At 72.5% G+C, this 17846-nt stretch carries 15 protein-coding genes, 1 tRNA gene and 1 pseudogene; 9 read left to right on the forward strand and 8 right to left on the reverse strand.

Annotation, left to right across the window (positions count from 1 at the left end; translation table 11 throughout):
- The first annotated feature begins 34 nt into the window (after positions 1-34).
- The 4 genes from IE206_RS11675 to IE206_RS11690 are packed head-to-tail and all read left to right on the forward strand — an operon-like array spanning position 35 to position 4998.
- Positions 35-1528: an APC family permease gene (locus IE206_RS11675; protein WP_373300905.1), complete on the forward strand. Its 1494-nt coding sequence runs from the start codon at positions 35-37 to the stop codon at positions 1526-1528.
- Positions 1529-1578: 50 nt separating this feature from the next.
- The gene (locus tag IE206_RS11680) at positions 1579-3222 is read left to right on the forward strand and encodes an amidohydrolase (protein WP_189962044.1); all 1644 of its coding nucleotides are present in this window, start codon (positions 1579-1581) and stop codon (positions 3220-3222) included.
- Between the two features lie 55 nt (positions 3223-3277).
- Positions 3278-4363, forward strand: a complete 1086-nt coding sequence (locus IE206_RS11685; protein ID WP_189962045.1) for an S-(hydroxymethyl)mycothiol dehydrogenase — start codon at positions 3278-3280, stop codon at positions 4361-4363.
- Positions 4363-4998, forward strand: coding sequence for an MBL fold metallo-hydrolase (locus IE206_RS11690; protein ID WP_189962046.1), 636 nt, complete (start codon positions 4363-4365; stop codon positions 4996-4998). Before IE206_RS11685 ends, IE206_RS11690 begins: the two co-directional genes overlap by 1 nt.
- Before the next feature lie 308 nt (positions 4999-5306).
- Here the strand turns inward: IE206_RS11690 and IE206_RS11695 are convergent, their stop codons facing one another.
- The 4 genes and pseudogenes from IE206_RS11695 to IE206_RS11710 all read right to left on the reverse strand — a co-directional run bounded on the left by IE206_RS11695 (position 5307) and on the right by IE206_RS11710 (position 8517).
- Positions 5307-6167: an amidohydrolase family protein gene (locus IE206_RS11695; RefSeq protein ID WP_226598750.1), complete on the reverse strand. Its 861-nt coding sequence runs from the start codon at positions 6165-6167 to the stop codon at positions 5307-5309.
- A gap of 46 nt (positions 6168-6213) precedes the next feature.
- A pseudogene (locus IE206_RS11700) lies at positions 6214-6517 on the reverse strand (L-rhamnose mutarotase).
- Positions 6514-7458 (reverse strand): aldo/keto reductase, encoded by a 945-nt coding sequence (locus IE206_RS11705; RefSeq protein ID WP_189962048.1) that lies wholly within the window; start codon positions 7456-7458, stop codon positions 6514-6516. Before IE206_RS11705 ends, IE206_RS11700 begins: the two are co-directional and overlap by 4 nt.
- Before the next feature lie 123 nt (positions 7459-7581).
- Positions 7582-8517 (reverse strand): pseudouridine synthase, encoded by a 936-nt coding sequence (locus tag IE206_RS11710; RefSeq protein ID WP_189962049.1) that lies wholly within the window; start codon positions 8515-8517, stop codon positions 7582-7584.
- A gap of 197 nt (positions 8518-8714) precedes the next feature.
- On the opposite strand from IE206_RS11710, the gene IE206_RS11715 reads away from it, so the two are divergent.
- Positions 8715-10235, forward strand: a complete 1521-nt coding sequence (locus IE206_RS11715; RefSeq protein ID WP_226598749.1) for a beta-ketoacyl-[acyl-carrier-protein] synthase family protein — start codon at positions 8715-8717, stop codon at positions 10233-10235.
- Between the two features lie 67 nt (positions 10236-10302).
- On the opposite strand, the gene IE206_RS11720 is transcribed toward IE206_RS11715, so the two are convergent.
- Positions 10303-10390 (reverse strand) — tRNA-Leu (locus IE206_RS11720).
- Positions 10391-10577: 187 nt separating this feature from the next.
- Between IE206_RS11720 and IE206_RS11725 the strand changes: the two genes are divergently transcribed.
- From IE206_RS11725 to IE206_RS11735, 3 genes are all read left to right on the forward strand, one after another.
- On the forward strand, positions 10578-11909 hold the full coding sequence (locus tag IE206_RS11725; RefSeq protein ID WP_189962050.1) for a M20/M25/M40 family metallo-hydrolase: 1332 nt from the start codon (positions 10578-10580) through the stop codon (positions 11907-11909).
- A 191-nt stretch (positions 11910-12100) separates the two neighbouring features.
- A complete protein-coding gene (chpH, locus tag IE206_RS11730) occupies positions 12101-12334 on the forward strand; it encodes a chaplin ChpH (RefSeq protein WP_189962051.1) in 234 nt (77 codons plus the stop codon).
- A gap of 139 nt (positions 12335-12473) precedes the next feature.
- Positions 12474-13292: a chaplin gene (locus IE206_RS11735; protein WP_189962052.1), complete on the forward strand. Its 819-nt coding sequence runs from the start codon at positions 12474-12476 to the stop codon at positions 13290-13292.
- Between the two features lie 73 nt (positions 13293-13365).
- On the opposite strand, the gene IE206_RS11740 is transcribed toward IE206_RS11735, so the two are convergent.
- A complete protein-coding gene (locus tag IE206_RS11740) occupies positions 13366-13554 on the reverse strand; it encodes a DUF5703 family protein (protein WP_018535088.1) in 189 nt (62 codons plus the stop codon).
- 47 nt (positions 13555-13601) lie between these two features.
- On the opposite strand from IE206_RS11740, the gene IE206_RS11745 reads away from it, so the two are divergent.
- Positions 13602-14276, forward strand: a complete 675-nt coding sequence (locus tag IE206_RS11745; RefSeq protein ID WP_189962053.1) for a hypothetical protein — start codon at positions 13602-13604, stop codon at positions 14274-14276.
- 72 nt (positions 14277-14348) lie between these two features.
- On the opposite strand, the gene IE206_RS11750 is transcribed toward IE206_RS11745, so the two are convergent.
- Together IE206_RS11750 and IE206_RS11755 are read right to left on the reverse strand one after the other, a co-directional pair.
- A complete protein-coding gene (locus IE206_RS11750; RefSeq protein ID WP_226598748.1) occupies positions 14349-16709 on the reverse strand; it encodes a helix-hairpin-helix domain-containing protein in 2361 nt (786 codons plus the stop codon).
- Positions 16706-17689: an aldo/keto reductase gene (locus IE206_RS11755; RefSeq protein ID WP_189962054.1), complete on the reverse strand. Its 984-nt coding sequence runs from the start codon at positions 17687-17689 to the stop codon at positions 16706-16708. The genes IE206_RS11750 and IE206_RS11755 overlap by 4 nt, the downstream gene beginning before the upstream one ends.
- Positions 17690-17846 lie beyond the last annotated feature (157 nt).

Raw genomic sequence — 17846 nt, forward strand, 5'->3', positions numbered from 1 at the left:
GGGCCGAAAAGCGCCCCTCGGCGAAGGAGCGACCGTGCGCACTCCCTACGGCAGTGACCCACCCGTTCTGCGCAAGAGCCTCGGCGTCCTCGACGGCGTGGCCATCGCGGCCTCCTCCACGGCCGCCACCACCAGCATCGGCATCGGACTCGGCGTCACGGCCGGTGCCGTGGGCCTGCACCTCCCGATCGTCATGCTGCTCGCGTTCGTCCCGATCCTGGGCATCGCGAGCGCGTACACCCGGCTCAACAAGGTCGAGCCCAACATGGGCAGCGGCTATGTGTGGGTGGGCCGCTCGCTCAGCCCCTGGCTGGGCTTTCTGACCGGCTGGATCGGCATCGTCTCGACCGTCGTCTTCCTCTCCTACACCACCGCCGTCACCGGCTCCGCCCTCCTCCAACTGGCGGGCGAGGCAGGCCTGCACACCCTCGGGGGGCTGCGCCTGGACCCCGACTCCACGGCCCAGTCCACCGCGATCGGCATCGTGATCCTGGTCGCCGTCACCTTCACCGCGGTCGTCGGCACCCGCTCGGCCGCCACCCTCCAGAAGTGGCTCCTGGTCTTCGAGTACGCGGTGCTGCTCGGCTTCTGCGGCTACGGGCTCATCAAGGGCTCGCACCCCTTCAGCCTGGACTGGCTGAACCCGTTCACCATCCCCTCGGGCCAGGCCCTCGCCCAGGGGCTGCTGCTCTCCGTCTTCTGCTACTGGGGCTTCGAGTCGACGTTCAGCGTGAACGAGGAGATCCGGGATCCCCAGGACGCCTCCAAGGCCGGACTCATCACTCTGTTCACCATGCTCGGCCTGTTCCTGCTCGGCTCCTTCGCCTTCCAGCGGGTGCTCTCCCAGGACGAGTTGGTGGGCCACGGCGCCCAGGGCCTCACCTTCTTCGGCGACCGGCTCGCCGCCCAGCCGCTCGCGGCCCTGCCCCTCGTCGCGCTGACCTTCTCGGCGGTCGCCTCGCTCCAGTCCGGCGTCATCCCCACCGTGCGCGGCATGTTCGCGATGAGCCGCGACCGTACGCTTGGCCCGCTCTGGCTCAAGGTCAGCCCCCGGTACGGGACGCCGGCGGTCGGCACCATCGCGATCGGCTGCGTCGCGGGCGCCATCGCCGTCCTCTCGCTGCTCATCCCCAAGATCGGCGACCTGATCCTGGCCTCCGTCAACGCCATCGGAATCGTCGTGTCCCTCTACTACGCGCTGACCGCCCTGGCCGCCGCCAGCCGCTTCCGCGGCGCGCTGAAGGAGAGCGTGGGCGAGGCCGTACGGGCCGTGGTGATCCCCGTCCTGAGCGCGCTGTTCCTGCTCGGCCTCGGCGGCTACCTCGGCTGGACCTTCTACACCTCCGCCGACCACTTCGAAGTCAGCCCCGACAACGGCTGGTTCATGCTCCTGTGTCCCCTGGTGATGCTGCTCAGCGGCGTCGTCGCCGCGGCCTGGGCCAAGTGGGTAAGAAAATCTCCGTACTTCGTCACGGGACTCTCGACCATGGAAACCGACCCGGCACCGCTGGGCGCGGAAACCGTCTGACACCACGTACTCCTACAGAACCCTGTACTCCTATGGAAATGGATCCCCACATGCGCCACACCCCCGCCGACCTGGTCTTCACCGGCGGTCCGGTCCTCACCCTGGACGCCGCCCGCTCCCGCGCCACCACCGTGGCCGTCACCGGGGACCGCATCACCGCCGTCGGCCACGACGAGGTGCGCGAGCTGATCGGACCGAAGACCCAAGTCGTCGACCTGGCAGGGAAGTTGCTCGTCCCCGGCTTCCAGGACGCCCACGTCCACCCGGTGTCGGCGGGCATCGAGCTGGCGCGCTGCGACCTCACGGGCCTCATTACGGCGGCCGACACCCTGGCGGCGGTACGGGCCTACGCCGACGCCCACCCCGAACAGGAATGGATCACGGGCGGCGGCTGGTCCATGGAGGCCTTCGAGGGCGGCAGCCCCACTCGGGACCTCCTCGACCGCGTCGTGCCCGACCGGCCCGTCTACCTCCCCAACCGGGACCACCACGGAGCCTGGGTCAACACCCGCGCCCTCGCCCTCGCCGGCATCACCCGGGACACCCCCGACCCCGCCGACGGCCGCATCGAGCGCGACGCGACCGGCGAGCCGAGCGGCCTGCTCCAGGAGGGAGCCATGGACCTGGTCGGACGGCACACCCCCCGCTCCACCCCCGCCGATCGGCTCGCCGCGCTGCTGCGGGCCCAGGCCCACCTCCACTCGTACGGGATCACCGCCTGGCAGGACGCGATCGTCGGCAGCTTCGGCTCGATGGACGACCCCGCCGACGCCTATGTGACCGCCGCCCGCGACGGATCGCTGACCGCACGGGTCGTCGGCGCGCTGTGGTGGGACCGCGAGCGCGGCGCCGAGCAGATCCCCGAACTGGTCGAGCGGCGGCGGGAGCTGAGCCACGGCCGGTTCCGCGCCGGGTCGGTGAAGATCATGCAGGACGGTGTCGCCGAGACCGGCACCGCGGCCCTGCTCGGCCCGTACCTCGACGCCTGCGGCTGCGCGACCGCCAACACCGGCACCAGCTTCGTCGACCCGGCCGAACTGCGCTCGTACGTCACGCAGTTGGACGCGCTCGGCTTCCAGGCCCACTTCCACGCGCTCGGCGACCGGGCCGTGCGCGAGGCGCTCGACGCGGTGCAGGCGGCCCGCGAGACCAACGGCTGGACCGACACCCGCCCGCACCTCGCCCACCTCCAGATCGTCCACCCCGACGACATCGACCGCTTCCGCGCGCTCGGCGCGACGGCCAACATCCAGCCCCTGTGGGCCTCGCACGAACCGCAGATGGACGAGCTGACCATCCCCTTCCTCGGCGAGGAACGGGCGGGGTGGCAGTACCCGTTCGCGGCGCTGCTCCACTCCGGGGCGACCGTGGCGGCGGGCTCGGACTGGCCGGTCAGCAGCCCGGACCCGATGGAGGGCATCCACACGGCGGTGAACCGGATCGCGCCCGGCGAGAAGGGCCCGGCCTTCCTCCCCGCGCAGCGGATCACCCTGACGGCGGCGTTCGCCGCGTACACCGCGGGAACGGCCCATGTGAACCACCTCGACGACACGGGCTCGATCCGCACGGGCGCCCTCGCGGACCTCGCGGTGCTCGACCGCGACCCGTACGCGGGACCGCCGGAGGAGATCGGCGCGACCCGCGTGCTCGCGACGTACGTCGGGGGACACCAGGTGCACGACGCCACCTCATAGGGTGTATTCCAGATACACCCGAATACGCCCAACGGCATGAACAGGGAGTGGCGGAATGTCGCAGCAGGTCCAAGGGGTCATCGCACCGGGGAAGAACCAGCCCGTACGGGTGGAGACCATCGTGGTGCCCGACCCGGGCCCCGGCGAGGCCGTGGTGAAGATCCAGGCCTGCGGCGTCTGCCACACCGACCTGCACTACAAGCAGGGCGGCATCAACGACGACTTCCCCTTCCTGCTCGGCCACGAGGCGTCCGGGATCGTGGAGTCGGTGGGCGAGGGCGTCACCGACGTCGCGCCCGGCGACTTCGTGATCCTCAACTGGCGTGCGGTGTGCGGGAGTTGCCGGGCCTGCCTGCGCGGCCGCCCGCAGTACTGCTTCAGCACGCACAACGCCGAGCAGAAGATGACGCTCCTCGACGGGACGGAGCTCTCCCCGGCCCTCGGCATCGGCGCGTTCGCCGAGAAGACGCTGGTCGCGGCGGGCCAGTGCACCAAGGTCGACCCGGCGGTGTCCCCGGCCGTGGCGGGCCTGCTGGGTTGCGGAGTGATGGCCGGCATCGGCGCGGCCATCAACACCGGCAACGTCGGCCGGGGCGACTCGGTGGCCGTCATCGGCTGCGGAGGCGTCGGCGACGCGGCGATCGTGGGCGCGAGGCTCGCGGGCGCGGCCAGGATCATCGCCGTCGACATCGACGACCGGAAGCTGGCGACGGCCAAGTCGATGGGTGCCACGCACACGGTCAACTCCCGTACGCAGGACGCCGTCGAGACGATCCGCGGGCTGACCGGCGGCAACGGGGCGGACGTCGTCATCGAGGCGGTGGGCCACCCGGAGACGTACAAGCAGGCGTTCTACGCCCGCGACCTGGCGGGCACGGTGGTGCTGGTGGGCGTCCCGACCCCGGACATGACCCTGGAACTGCCCCTGCTGGACGTCTTCGGCCGGGGCGGCGCCCTGAAGTCCTCCTGGTACGGCGACTGCCTCCCCTCGCGCGATTTCCCGATGCTGATCGACCTGCATCAGCAGGGCCGGATCGACCTGGCGGCGTTCGTCACGGAAACCATCGCGCTGGACGAGGTCGAGAAGGCCTTTGAGCGCATGCACGAAGGCGATGTGCTGCGTTCGGTGGTGGAGTTCTGATGACCGTTCGCGCACGAATCGATCATCTGGTCACGTCCGGCACGTTCGCTCTCGACGGGGGTACGTGGGATGTCGACAACAACGTGTGGATCGTCGGGGACGACGAGGAGGCGGTCGTCATCGACGCGGCGCACGACGCGGAGGCGATCCTGACGGCCCTGGGCGGGCGCAGACTCCGGGCGATCCTGTGCACGCACGCCCACAACGACCACATCGACGCGGCGCCGGCGCTGTCGGAGGCGACGGGCGCGCCGATCCTGCTGCACCCCGACGACCTCCCTCTGTGGAAGCAGACCCACCCGGACCGCATGCCGGACGGCGAACTCTCGGACGGCGAGCGGGTGTCGATCGCGGACGTATCGCTGGAGGTGCTCCACACCCCGGGCCACGCTCCGGGCGCGGTCTGCCTGTACGCCGAGGCGCTGGGCACGGTCTTCACGGGCGACACTCTGTTCGCAGGCGGCCCGGGCGCGACGGGCCGCTCCTTCTCGGACTTCCCCACGATCATCGACTCGCTCAGGGAGCGGGTGCTGATGCTGCCGGGGGAGACGGTGGTGCGGACGGGGCACGGGGACGGCACGACGGTGGGCGCGGAGGCGCCGCACCTGGGGGAGTGGGTGGCGCGGGGGCATTGACCCGGGAGGGCGCGGGCAGCTGGTCGCGCAGCTCCCCGCGCCCCTGGCGGGCTGCTGTGCGGCCCCCTGGGCGGCGCGCCCGCCGGCGCCGTTCGTCTGCGGACCGTGCGTGGCTGGTCGCGCAGCTCCCCGCGCCCCCTGGCAGGGGCAGTGCTGGCCCGCACCGGGGCGTTTCAGCCCGTCCGGCGTTTGAGGACGAGCGCCCTTGAGGCGCGAACGGGGTCTGGGGCGGAGCCCCAGGAGCCACCCACCGGGTCGCGGCCGACGAACTCCCCCGGAGGGTCTCGGGAAGGGGCGGGGTGGGGAAGCTACGCCGCAGGCGGCAACCCGTACACCCCCCGGGCCGTCCCCCCGAACACGGCCTCGCGCTCACCCGCACTCAACCCCGCCACAACCCCCCGAGCCACCCCCACCACACCCCCGTACGAGGACGCAAGGACACACACCGGCCAGTCCGACCCCCACAAAACCCGCCCCGCCCCAAACGCATCGAGCACCGTCTCGGCGTAAGGCCGAAGATCCGCCACGGTCCAGGCCGCCCAGTCCGCCTCCGTCACCATTCCCGACAGCTTGCACACCGTGTTCGGCAGGGCGGCCAGTGCCCGAAGGGCCGAGGCCCAGGGCTCAAGCGCCCCGGAGGCGATGGGCGGCTTCCCCAAGTGGTCCAGGACAAAGGTGAGTTCGGGGTGCAGCGCGGCGACCCGCGCGCAGTCGGACAGCTGGTCCGCGCGCACCACCAGGTCGTACGCGAGCCCGGCCGACGCCACCGCCCCCAGCCCCCGCCGCACATCGGCGCGCAACAGCCACCCGGGATTCCTTTCGCCCTGCACCTGGTGCCGGATCCCCACGAGGCGCCCGCCGCCGGGCAGCCCGCGCAGCCGGGCCAGCTCGTCGGCGACGCCCGGCGAGGTGAGGTCGGTCCAGCCGACCACCCCGGCCACGAGATCACTGCCGTCCGCGAGCGAGAGGAGTTCCGGAGTCTCCTCCGCGACGGTCACCGTCTGGACGACCACGGTCGACGTGACCCCGGCGGACGAGGCCTCGGGCCGCAGATCGTCCAGGGTGAAGTTCCGGCGGAGCGGAGAGAGTTGGGGCCCGGTGATCCAGTCCTGGTCGCGGACGCCCAGGTCCCACACATGATGATGCGCATCGACGAAGCCCGCGCTCACCGAAGCCCCCGGCCGGCACGCCACGCGTCGACCCACCCCGCCCCGCTCACAGCTCCCACACCACGGGAAGCCCGGCCCCCGCGCCTTCGCTCGAATAATCGTGCGCGACATCGAGCAGTTCGCTCATCCGAACCTGCCATGCCACATTCACCGGCAATTCCGCCAACTCGCTCAGCAGGCGACCGTAATTCGATCAAGTGGAACAGCTCAGTACCACTGCGCCAGATCGTCCACGACGTGGCCCCGGCCGCGCAGATCGCGGCCCTGAGTTCCGGGGGCACCTCGCGGTGCGCGGCCTCGTACTGCGCGATGCGGTCGGCCCGGACCCGCGTGTGCAGGGCGACCCTCATATGCCCAGCTCCTCCCAGAGCGCGTCCGGCACCGGCGTGGCGAACATGGCCGCGGTGTCGGCGACTTCGGCCGCAGAACGCGCCCCGGCCAGCACGCTCGCCACCGCCGGATGCCGCAGCGGAAAGGCCAGTGCGGCGGCTCGCAGCGCGACCCCGTGCCCCGCACAGACCGCCTTGATCTTCAGCGCCCGTTCGACGAGCTCCGGGGGCGCGGCCGCGTAGTCGTACGTCGCGCCGGGCCGCGGATCGGCGAGCAGCCCCGAGTTGAAGACCCCACCGACCACCACGCTCCTGCCCCGCGCGGCGGCCTCCGGCAGCAGTTCGTCGGCCGCATGCTGGTCGAGCAGCGAGTAGCGCCCGGCGCAGAGCACGGCGTCCACGTCCGACTCGCGCAGGAAGCGGGTCAGCAGCCCGGTCCGGTTCATCCCGGCGCCTATGGCCCGTACGACACCCTCCGCGCGCAGCCCTTCCAGCGCCGGGTACGCCTCGCGGAGCGCCTGCTCGCCGTGGTCGTCCGGGTCGTGGAGGTAGACGATGTCGATCCGGTCGAGCCCGAGCCGCTCCAGGCTGGCCTCGATGCTGCGGCGCACCCCGTCCGCGCTGAAGTCCCAGCGGCGCCGGTGCGTGGCCGGGACGGCGAACCCCTGAGCGAGATCGTCCCCGCCCCCTTCCCGGGGCTCCAGGATCCGGCCGACCTTCGTGGAGAGCGTGTACGCGTCCCGGGGGCGGTCACGCAGCGCCGCGCCCATGCGGCGCTCGGAGAGCCCGAGCCCGTAGTGCGGGGCCGTGTCGAAGTAGCGGACGCCGGCGTCCCAGGCCGCGTCGACCGCGCCCCGGGCGGTCTCGTCGGACAGGGGCGTGAAGAGGTTGCCGAGAGCGGCGCCGCCCAAGGACAGAGCGGTCACCGGACAGCGGCCCGCACCCAGCGGGGTAGCACGCATGCCCGCATATTTATCAGACCTTTGCGGGGTTCAGGCACCCCTGAGGCTCCAAATTCCGTACGGGGAGCCCGAATTGATCCGATGTCTGGAGCGCGGCCCGCTGACCCGCAGCCCTCCAGGCTCCTACCCGCGGGGCCAAGCCGCCAGCCGGAGCCCGCTCTCGAACCTGTGGGCCCGCCCATCCACCGGATCGGTGAACTCCAGGACCTTGGCGAGCAGTTGCAGCGGCGCCCCGAAGTCGTCCGGCCCGGACTCCGGCAGGACCACCGGGTACACCGGATCGTTGAGGATCGGCAGCCCGAGCCCGTGCATGTGGACCCGCAGCTGGTGGGTGCGGCCGGTCGCGGGCAGCAGGCGATAGCGGCCGAGCGCGCCGCGCCGCTCGGCCAGTTCGATCCGGCTCTCGGCGTTGGGCTCGCCCGCCTCCTCGCGGGCGGCGATGACCCCGCGTTCCTTCACGATCCGGCTGCGTACGGTCACGGGCAGCGCCACGGCGGGGTCGTACGCGGCCACCGCCTCGTACTCCTTGCGCACCCGGCGCCCGCTGAACAGGTTCTGGTACGCGCCCCGGTCCTCGGGCCGTACGACGAACAGGGCGAGGCCCGCGGTCAGGCGGTCGAGCCGGTGGGCGGGCTGGAGCGCGGGCAGCGCCAGATCCCGCCGCAGCCGTGCCACCGCCGTCTCCGTGATGTGCCGGCCCCGGGGCGTGGTGGCGAGGAAGTGCGGCTTGTCGGCGATCACGATCCGCTCGTCGCGGTAGACGATCCCGATCTCGAACGGCACCGGCACCTCCGGCGCGAAGTCCCGGTGGAACCACACGTGCATCCCGGCCCGGTACGCCTCGGCCCCGCTCAGCGCCCCCTCGGCCCCGACGAACCGCCCCTCGCGCAGCATCGCGGCCACCCGCTCCGCGCCGACCGCGCCCTCGAACCGGCCAAGCAGATGATCGCCGACCGTCGCCCAGAGGCCCTCCGGGTCGGCGGGCAGCCGCACGCGTACCGGATCGATGCCGTCGCGCTGAGCGAGCGGGGCGGCCGGGGTCCTGGATCTGCGTCTCACGGAACCAGAGAACCTCAACGGACCCCACAGAAGCAAGAGATTCCCAGGTCAGCGCCCTTGCCGTGCGGAGCGGGACGAAGAAGAGCGGGTGAGGCAGCCCTTCCGGGCCTGCTTTCTTCGCGATCGGAAGGCATGCTGCCTGAAGGGATCGAGTGCGGAAATATCATGATCTGCCGCAAATGAGGCAAAGGGAAACGATGAGTGAAGAGTCGCTCATGGGCGGCAAATGTGTCCTGCTCACCACGAGTGAACTGGTGCCCGGGGACGTCATCGCGACGGATCCGGACGGCCCCTGGCTCGTGGTGGTGCGCACGGCGCCGGTGACCGAGACGAAGACCCGGCTGCAACTGCGCCCCCTGACCGGCGGCCCGGACCTGGAGCGCGTGCTGCCGCGCTACGAACGCCAGGTCGTCCGTACGACGCGGGTCGACCCGGCCGATCTGCCGGACCCGGCGGCCCCCCGGCGCCGTCGGGTCGTGGTGACCGGCCTCGGTGCCGTCAGCCCGCTCGGCGGCGACGTGCCCGGGCTGTGGCAGGGCCTGCTCGAAGGCCGCTGCGGGGTGTCGGTGATGGAGGGCCCGGACTTCGACGGCCTGCCGGTACGCCTCGCCGCCCGGGCCGCGATCGACCCCGCCGACCTGCTGCCGAGGCCGCTGGCGCGGCGGATGAACCGTTCCGCCCAGTTCGCGCTGCTCGCCGCCCGCGAGGCCTGGCGTGACGCCGGACTCGACCTCTCGGGCACCGTCGCCAGCGGCCTGCGCCCGGCTCGTACCGGAGTGTCGATGGGCACGATCATCGGCGGCGCGCCCGTCATGGTCGAGAGCCGCCTCACGCTCATCGCGCGCGGACCGAGGGCGGTCTCTCCGCACACCTCGCCCATGACCGTGCCGTCCGCCTCGGCCGCCCAGATATCCAAGGACCTCGACATCCGCGGCGAGGCCAGAACCTTCGTGTCCGCCTGCGCCTCCGGCACCGAGGCGATCGGGCAGGCCATCGACGCCATCCGCGCCGGACGGGTCGACCTCGTCGTCGCGGGCGGCACGGAAGCCGTGATCACCCCGGAGATCCTCGCCGCGTTCGCCGCGATGCGGGCGGTCTCGCCCCGGAACGACCGACCGGGCGCGGCCTCACGGCCGTTCGACGCCGAACGCGACGGATTCGTGCTGGGTGAGGGAGCCGGCGTACTGATCCTGGAGGACGAGGAGCACGCCCGGGCGCGCGGCGCCCGCATCTACTGCGAGGCGGCCGGCTGGGGCCTGTCCGCGGACGCCTTCCACATGGCGGCCCCCGAACCCGAGGGCCGCGGCGTCGAGGCCGCGCTGCGAGCCGCCCTCGCGGACGCCGGAGCCACGCCCGCCGACGTCGCCCACGTCAACGCGCACGCCACGGCGACCGTCGACGGCGACCGCACCGAGGCCCGCGCCCTGTGCCGCCTCTTCGGCAGCCACGCCCGCGACATCCCCGTCACCGCGAACAAGGGCGCCCTGGGCCACCTCCAGGGCGGCGCGGGCGGGGTGGAGGCCATCGCCACGGTCCTCACCCTGCGCGACGGCCTGATCCCCCCGACCGTCGGCTGCGACCACCCCGAGGAGGGCCTGGGCCTGGACGTGGTCCGCGGCACCCCCCGCCCCCTGCCGCCCTGCGGTGACATAGCCCTGAGCAACTCCTTCGGCTTCGGCGGCCACAACGCGGTCCTGGCCTTCCGGCCGCGGCCTTGAACCGGGCGGAGCCAGGGCCCAACGCCCCCGGAAACGCAAAAGAACCCCACCGAAGTGGGGTTCCTGCTGGTGTCCGAGGGGGGACTTGAACCCCCACGCCCGATAAAGGGCACTAGCACCTCAAGCTAGCGCGTCTGCCATTCCGCCACCCGGACAAGGTGTCTGTCTCGCGGGCCGTGCCCGTTCCGACGTGGAAAACAATAGCAAACATCCGGGGGTGCTCGATCACCCCCGTGGCCTGCATGAACGCGGGATGTCGGCGGGAAGCCGCCCTTGGGTGGCGAGGGGGCGCGGGGGCAGGATGGGGGCGGACCACACGGAGCGACAGCGGGAGGAAGCAGCGTGAGCGAGTCGAGCACGACCCGGACCGGCGGCGTGACCGGTGAGGACGAGGTCGTCGACCTCTGTCGCGATCTGATCAGGATCGACACCAGCAACTACGGCGACCACTCCGGACCCGGTGAGCGCGCGGCCGCGGAGTACGTCGCGGAGAAGCTTGCCGAGGTCGGCCTGGAGCCGAAGATCTTCGAGTCGCACAAGGGCCGCGCCTCCACCGTGGCCCGCATCGCGGGCGAGGACCCGTCGCGGCCTGCGCTGCTCATCCACGGCCACACCGACGTCGTACCGGCCAACGCGGACGACTGGACCCACGACCCCTTCGCCGGCGAGATCGCCGACGGCTGTGTGTGGGGCCGGGGCGCCGTCGACATGAAGGACATGGACGCGATGACCCTCGCGGTCGTGCGCGACCGGCTCAGGAGCGGCCGCAGGCCCCCGCGCGACATCGTCCTCGCCTTCCTCGCCGACGAGGAGGCCGGCGGCACGTACGGGGCGCGCTTCCTCGTGGACAAGCACCCCGAGCTCTTCGAGGGCGTCACCGAGGCGATCAGCGAGGTCGGCGGGTTCTCGTTCACCGTCAACGAGAAACTGCGGCTCTACCTCGTGGAGACGGCCCAGAAGGGCATGCACTGGATGAAGCTGACCGTGGACGGCACCGCCGGGCACGGCTCGATGATCCACAAGGACAACGCCATCACCGAGCTGTCCGAGGCCGTGGCGCGGCTCGGCCGGCACAAGTTCCCGGTGCGGGTGACCAAGACGCTGCGGCACTTCCTCGACGAGCTCTCGGACGCGCTCGGCACCGAGCTCGACCCGGAGAACATGGACGAGACGCTCGCCAAGCTCGGCGGCATCGCCAAGCTCATCGGCGCCTCCCTCCAGAACACCGCCAACCCGACCCAGCTGGGCGCCGGTTACAAGGTCAACGTCATTCCGGGACAGGCGACCGCCCATGTCGACGGGCGCTTCCTGCCGGGGTACGAGGAGGAGTTCCTCGCCGATCTGGACCGGATCCTGGGGCCGCGCGTGAAGCGCGAGGACGTCCACGCGGACAAGGCCCTGGAGACCACCTTCGACGGCGCCCTGGTCGACGCCATGCAGACCGCGCTGCAGGCCGAGGACCCGATCGCGCGCGCCGTGCCGTACATGCTCTCGGCCGGCACCGACGCCAAGTCCTTCGACGACCTCGGCATCCGGGGCTTCGGCTTCGCGCCGCTGAAGCTGCCGCCGGAGCTCGACTTCGCCGGGATGTTCCACGGCGTGGACGAGCGGGTCCCAGTCGACGGCCTGAAGTTCGGCGTGCGGGTCCTCGACCGGTTCATCGACGCGTCCTGAGGCCGGCTGCGGGCTCCGGACATCCCGGCATCGGATGCGTGCCGAAACGACGCTGCACTAATCGTTTGAGCGTACGTATCCGACTGGAAAGAGTGAATGCACTCATATGCTCGTAGCCCCATAACTTCCTCCTCGTTACAGGGTGTGCGGTCCGCGGCTGGGACCGCACATTTGCCAACAAGGAGGAAGTAATGATCAAGAAGGTCGTCGCTGCTGCGGCTGTCACTGGTGGTCTGGTTCTCGCGGGCGCGGGCCTGGCTGTCGCCGACGCGGGCGCCGAGGGTGCTGCCGTGCACTCCCCGGGTGTCGTGTCCGGCAATGTCCTCCAGGTTCCCGTGCACGTGCCGGTGAACGTGTGCGGCAACACGGTCTCCGTGATCGGGCTGCTGAACCCCGCCTTCGGCAACACCTGCATCAACAAGTGACGTTGTGCCTCAACCCGTGAGGGTCTGAGCCGGGCGGCCCCGGAGTGCGCGCCATGCACTCCGGGGCCGCCCGGCATTTCAGCCCGGGCGCAACGGCGCAGCCGGGCTTTCCGGAAGGCAGAAGGCAGGGAACGAATCTATGCGACAGGTCACCCGTAAGGGACTGATCACCATGGCGGCCGCGAGCGGCGTCATCGCCATGGGCAGCGGTGCCGCGCACGCCGACTCGGCGGCTCAGGGCAGCGCCACCAACTCGCCGGGCGTGCTGTCCGGCAACACCGTCCAGGTCCCGGTGCACGTGCCGGTCAACGCGTGCGGCAACACCGTCAACGTGATCGGCGCGCTCAACCCGGCGTTCGCCAACAGCTGTGCCAACAAGGGCGGCGGACACCCGGGCGGCGGGGCCGTGGCGACCGGCCACACCAGCAACTCGCCCGGTGTGGGCTCCGGCAACACCATCCAGGCGCCCATCGACGCACCCGTGAACCTCTGCGGGAACAGCCTGAACGTGGTGGGCATCGGCAACCCGGCGTTCGGCAACGACTGCGTCAACGACGAGAGCGGCCGGCAGCAGCACCCCGGGCACCCGGGCCATCCCGGCCACCCCGGGCACCCGCAGCACCCCGGCCAGCCCCATCACCCCGGCAAGCCGCACGAGCCGGGCCAGCACAAGCCCTGTCCCCCCGAGCAGCCGGGTCACCCCCAGCAGCCCGGGCACCCCGGGGTCCCGCAGAACCCGGTCAGCCCGATCGCGCACCAGCCGGCCAAGCCCGCGCAGCCTGCCGCGCCCGTCAGGCCCGCAGCCCCGGTCATCCAGACCGTGACCGCACCGAAGGCCCCGGCCGCCTCGCTCGCGCACACCGGCTCCGAGGGCATGGGCTTCGCCGCCCCGGCCGCCGCCGGTCTGGTGCTCGGCGGGGCGGTGCTCTACCGCCGCGGGCGCGCCGCGCAGCGGTAGCGGTCACGCACGAGCTGTCATGACGGAGCGGGCCCCGCACCTGTGCGGGGCCCGCTCCGTCATCACCGCGGGCTCACCATGTGGCCCGCACCTGGCGGATGATCCGCCTGCGCAGCCGCACTCTGCGGCTGCCGTCCCGGCGCAGACTCAGTCGGTCCAACTCCCAGTGTCCGTACTCGGCATGGTCGGTCAGCAGGCGTGTCGCCTCCTTGCGGGACACCCCGCGCGGGACGTACACGTCGACAAATTCGTATTCCGGCATCGCATCTATTGTGCGGGCAGAGGCCCGGTACGGATAGCGTCTGCACTATGTCTGATGCTGCGCAGCCCACCGCTGCCGAGGTACGTGCCGCCGCCGAGGCGGTCAAAGCCGCGCTGGACCGTCACCTCGATGCGGTCGAACGCCGCACGGGGGACGACGATCCCGACGTGTACGAGGCGTTCAACGCGCTCGCGGCGGCCGCCGAGGCGTACGACGAGCGGCTCTACGACCGCTACGACGAGGTGACCCCCTTCGAGATCCCCGGCGCCGACGACTCCCTGCCGCCCTACGCGGGCCCCGAGGAACCCAACGCCCTCAGCGTCCTCATCCGGCGCGACTACGCCGTGGCCGAGCCCCAGCGACTGCTCGCCCAGGCGCAGCGGATCACCGATCTCGACCCCGAGGCGGAGGAGCCGGACGAGGGCGAGCGCACTGCGCCGGTCGTCGGCAGCAGCATCCACGCCGCCCTCGGCGTGCTCTTCGGCGAGTACGAACCAGACGAAATCGCCTCCCGGCACAAGGAGTTCGGCCTGGAGGAGGGCGATTCCACGCTGTGGGTGTCGGCCGCCGACGAGCTCCCGGAGCCGGGCGAGTGGCTGAGCACGCCGTTCGACCACGCCGACCCGCAGCGCGTGGTGTGCCGCTTCGACGTGAGCGCCGTGTTCGACGAGGAGGAGCTGGAGGACGACCTCGACGAGGAGGACCTCCGGCCGGCCCCCTGACCGGGCTGCCGCAGGGCAGAGGCCGCGCACCCCTCGCGTAGGGGGTGCGCGGCCTCCGCCATGGGCGACGTACTACTCGGCGGTCTTCAGGAGGCCGTGCAGCAGCGGGGCCAGGCGGGTCGTGCGCGGCGCCGGGAGGATCTCCGCGACGGCCCGGGGAAGTGCCTGGTCCACGCCGTGGACGACGGACAGGTGCCGCTCCGCGCGGCCGAATGCCGTATAGACCCAGGCCCGGTTGAGCCCCTGCGCCGCGTCTCCCGGGAGCACCGCGACCACCGCCGGCCAGCGCATCCCGACCGCCTGGTGGGCGGTCAGCGCCCAGCCGTGCCGCAGCGCGGACTCGACCCGCTCCTTCGGTACGAGCACGGGGGTGCCCGCGCAGTCGATCCGCAGGCCCTCCGCGTCCGCCCCGACGACCGTGCCGATCATGGTGCGGCCCGGGACCTCGGCGTACGCCACCTTGTCGGACGGGTCGAAGCCGCCGAAGCGGCCGGGGCCGGGGTTGAGGCGCTGCTTCAGGGCCGCGTTCAGCGCGCGGGTGCCCGCCGAGCCGCCGTGGCCCACCGTGATCACTTGGGTCTGTTCCGGCGGGATTCCGATCGCCCGGGGGATCGAGTCGGCGAGGAGCTGCACGCAGCGGTGCACGGCCTCGCCCGCGTCCCGCACCGGGACGATCACGACTTCCTTGCCGGGGGCCTCGACCTGGTTCAGCTCGCCGATGCCGATGCCCGAGACCAGCTCGCCGACCGGCCCCGGGTCGGGCAGCCTCGATGCCACCACCGGGCAGACCCGGGCGGCCAGCAGGTCGTGGAAGACCAGGCCCGCGCCCGCCGTGCCGAGCACCCCGGGGTCCCCGCTCAGGACGAGCCGGCAGCCGTCGGGCAGCGACTCCACCAGCATGGCCGCGGTCTCCACGTCGAGCTGTGTCGCGTCCTGCACCACCAGGACGTCGAGGGCGAGCGCCCCGTCCGCGTCCCGGCCCGGGCCCTCGCCGGACAGCAGGCCGGCGACGGTGAACGCGGCCAGCGGGCCCGCCAGCTGGGCCAGCCGGCGCTGCCCGTCGGCGGCGTGTGCGGCGCCCGCGGCACGCAGTCCGGCCGCCGCTGCCGCCGTCACCACCGCCGCCGACTCGGCGCGCGCGGCCTCGCCGCCGGTGTGCGCCACCAGGCCGCTGCCCGCGACCGCGCGGACCAGCTCGCCGCCCTCCGGCCACACCGAACCGTCGTCCCGCACCGGCGAGTTGAGCAGCCGGGCGAGCCCGTCGGCCAGGCTCTCCTCGGCCAGGGCGTACCGGTCGAGCCCGAGCAGCACCTCGACCGGCTCGGCCGTCTCTTCGGCGTTGCCCTCGGCATCCTCGGCGTCCTCGGAGGGGCGCGGCTCGTCCGCCAGGCCGTCCTGGAAGACCAGCACCACGCCCTCGGCGATGGCCTGCTGCACCGCCTCGTCCGGATCGGGTACGGAGCGCGCGGCCAGTGCCTTGCGCACGTCGTCGGCCGCCAGGGCCGTATGCCCCTGCACCGCGGCCTGTTCGAGGATCCAGCCGACCAGCGCGGCCGCCCTGCGTTCGTCGTCCGGCCGGCACTCGGCGCCGAGCAGCGCCCGGGCGAAGCCGTCGGCCTGCTCGGGCCGCACCCCGGGAACCGCGAGGAGCTGCCAGGGGTCCGCACCGAGCCGCTCGGCCGCCTGCTCGCCGAGGGCGCCGGTGACCTGGGCGGCCAGTGCCTCGGGCGCGCCACCCCGGGTCAGCACGGCCCGTACGGCGGCGAGGGCGTCGGCCGAAGTGGGGGGCGCCTGGGCGGGCTCGGGCGCCCTGGGGCGTACCGGAGCGGACTGCTGGGCGGGGGCGGGTCTGCGGGGGGCGGGGGTCGGGCCGCCGAAGAACGCGGCGCCCGACTTCTCGCCGCTCTCCACGGCCCGTACGGCGGCGAGGAGGTCGGCCGCCTGCCCGCTCAGCTTGGTGCCGGCCGGGATCGGCGCCTCCTTCTCCGCCTTGCGCTGCTCGATCCTGGCCCGCAGCTCCCGCTGAGCCGCGAGCTCGGCGGCGGCCTCGGAGACCACGGGGGCCTCGGCATCGGCGGCCTCGGAACCGGCGGCGGATCCGGGCTCCTCGGCGGTTGCCTCGGAGGGCCCGGACTCCTCCTCGGCGGTTGCGTCGGCGGTCCCGGTCTCGCCGTCGGGCCGGGCATCCTCGGCCGCTGCCTCGGGTTCCGCTCCGGGCTCTGAGGGGGCGTTCGCGTCGGGCGTCTCGGAGTCGCCAGGGGATTGCGGCTCGGGCTCACCGGCGCTCGCCATCGCGGAGCCGCCCCCGCCGTCCGCGCCATCCACCGCAGGGTCGCCGGCGGCGATGCCCTCCGCGGGCTCGGGCGCCACCTCCGCCTCGGCGGATTCGTCGGCCGTGGGTCCAGGGGCCGAGCCCTGGGGAAGCGCAGTCACAGCGTGCTCCAGTCCTGATCGGGATAGCGGTGCACGGGCGCCGACACATCGTCGAGCGCCTGGCAGATCTCGTCAGGAAGACTAAGGGCCTCCACTGACAATGCGGCCGCGAGCTGCTGCGCGTTGCGCGCGCCGACGATCGGCGCCACCACTCCCGGACGGTCCCTCACCCAGGCCAGCGCCACCTGAAGGGGTGTCGCGGCGAGTCCGTCGGCTGCTATGGAGACGGCGTCGACGATCCGGCTCGCCGCCTCGTCGAGGTAGGGGGCGACGAACGCCGAGAGCCCCTCGGACGCGCCGCGCGAGTCCGCCGGCATCCCGTGCCGGTACTTCCCGGTCAGCACGCCCCGGCCCAGCGGCGACGAGGGCAGCAGGCCGACCCCCAGGTCCAGGGCGGCCGGAAGGACCTCGCGCTCCACCCCGCGCTGGAGCAGCGAGTACTCCATCTGGGTGCTGGCGAGCCGGGTGCGTACCCCGGGCGCGGCGAGCTGCCAGGTCGCGGCCTTGGCGAGCTGCCAGCCGCTGAAGTTGGAGATGCCCGCATAGCGCGCCCGCCCGCTGCTGACCGCGATGTCGAGGGCCTGGAGGGTCTCCTCCAGCGGCGTCTCGCAGTCGAAGGCATGGACCTGCCAGAGGTCTACGTAGTCGGTTCCCAGGCGCTCAAGTGACGCGTCGAGGGCGCCCAGGAGATGGCCGCGCGAGCCGTCGAAGCGGCGGTCGGGGTCGGGCACGCTGCCCGCCTTGGTCGCGATCACCAGGTCCCGGCGCGGCGCGAGCCGCTCCGTCAGCTGCCCGAGCAGATACTCCGCGTCCCCGCCGCCGTACACGTCCGCCGTGTCGATCAGCGTGCCGCCCGACTCCCAGAACGCCTTGAGGAGTTCGGCGGCATCCTGCTCGCCGACGTCCCGGCCCCATGTCAGGGTGCCGAGCCCGATCCGGGATACGCGCAGGCCCGTGCGGCCGAGATGCCTCTGCTCCATGGGCGCTGAGATTACTGGCCAAGGGCCCACGGGGAGAGAGCCTGTGGACAACTCCGCCCTGCCGCATCGCGCCCACGCGCGCTAGAGTCCCCGGCACAGGAACGTTACTCATCAGTAAGACGCGAGAACGGACGCGTGGGTACGCGTCCCGACGAGT

The sequence above is a fragment of the Streptomyces violascens genome (genome assembly GCF_014649955.1).
Classification (GTDB): Bacteria; Actinomycetota; Actinomycetes; order Streptomycetales; family Streptomycetaceae; genus Streptomyces; species Streptomyces violascens.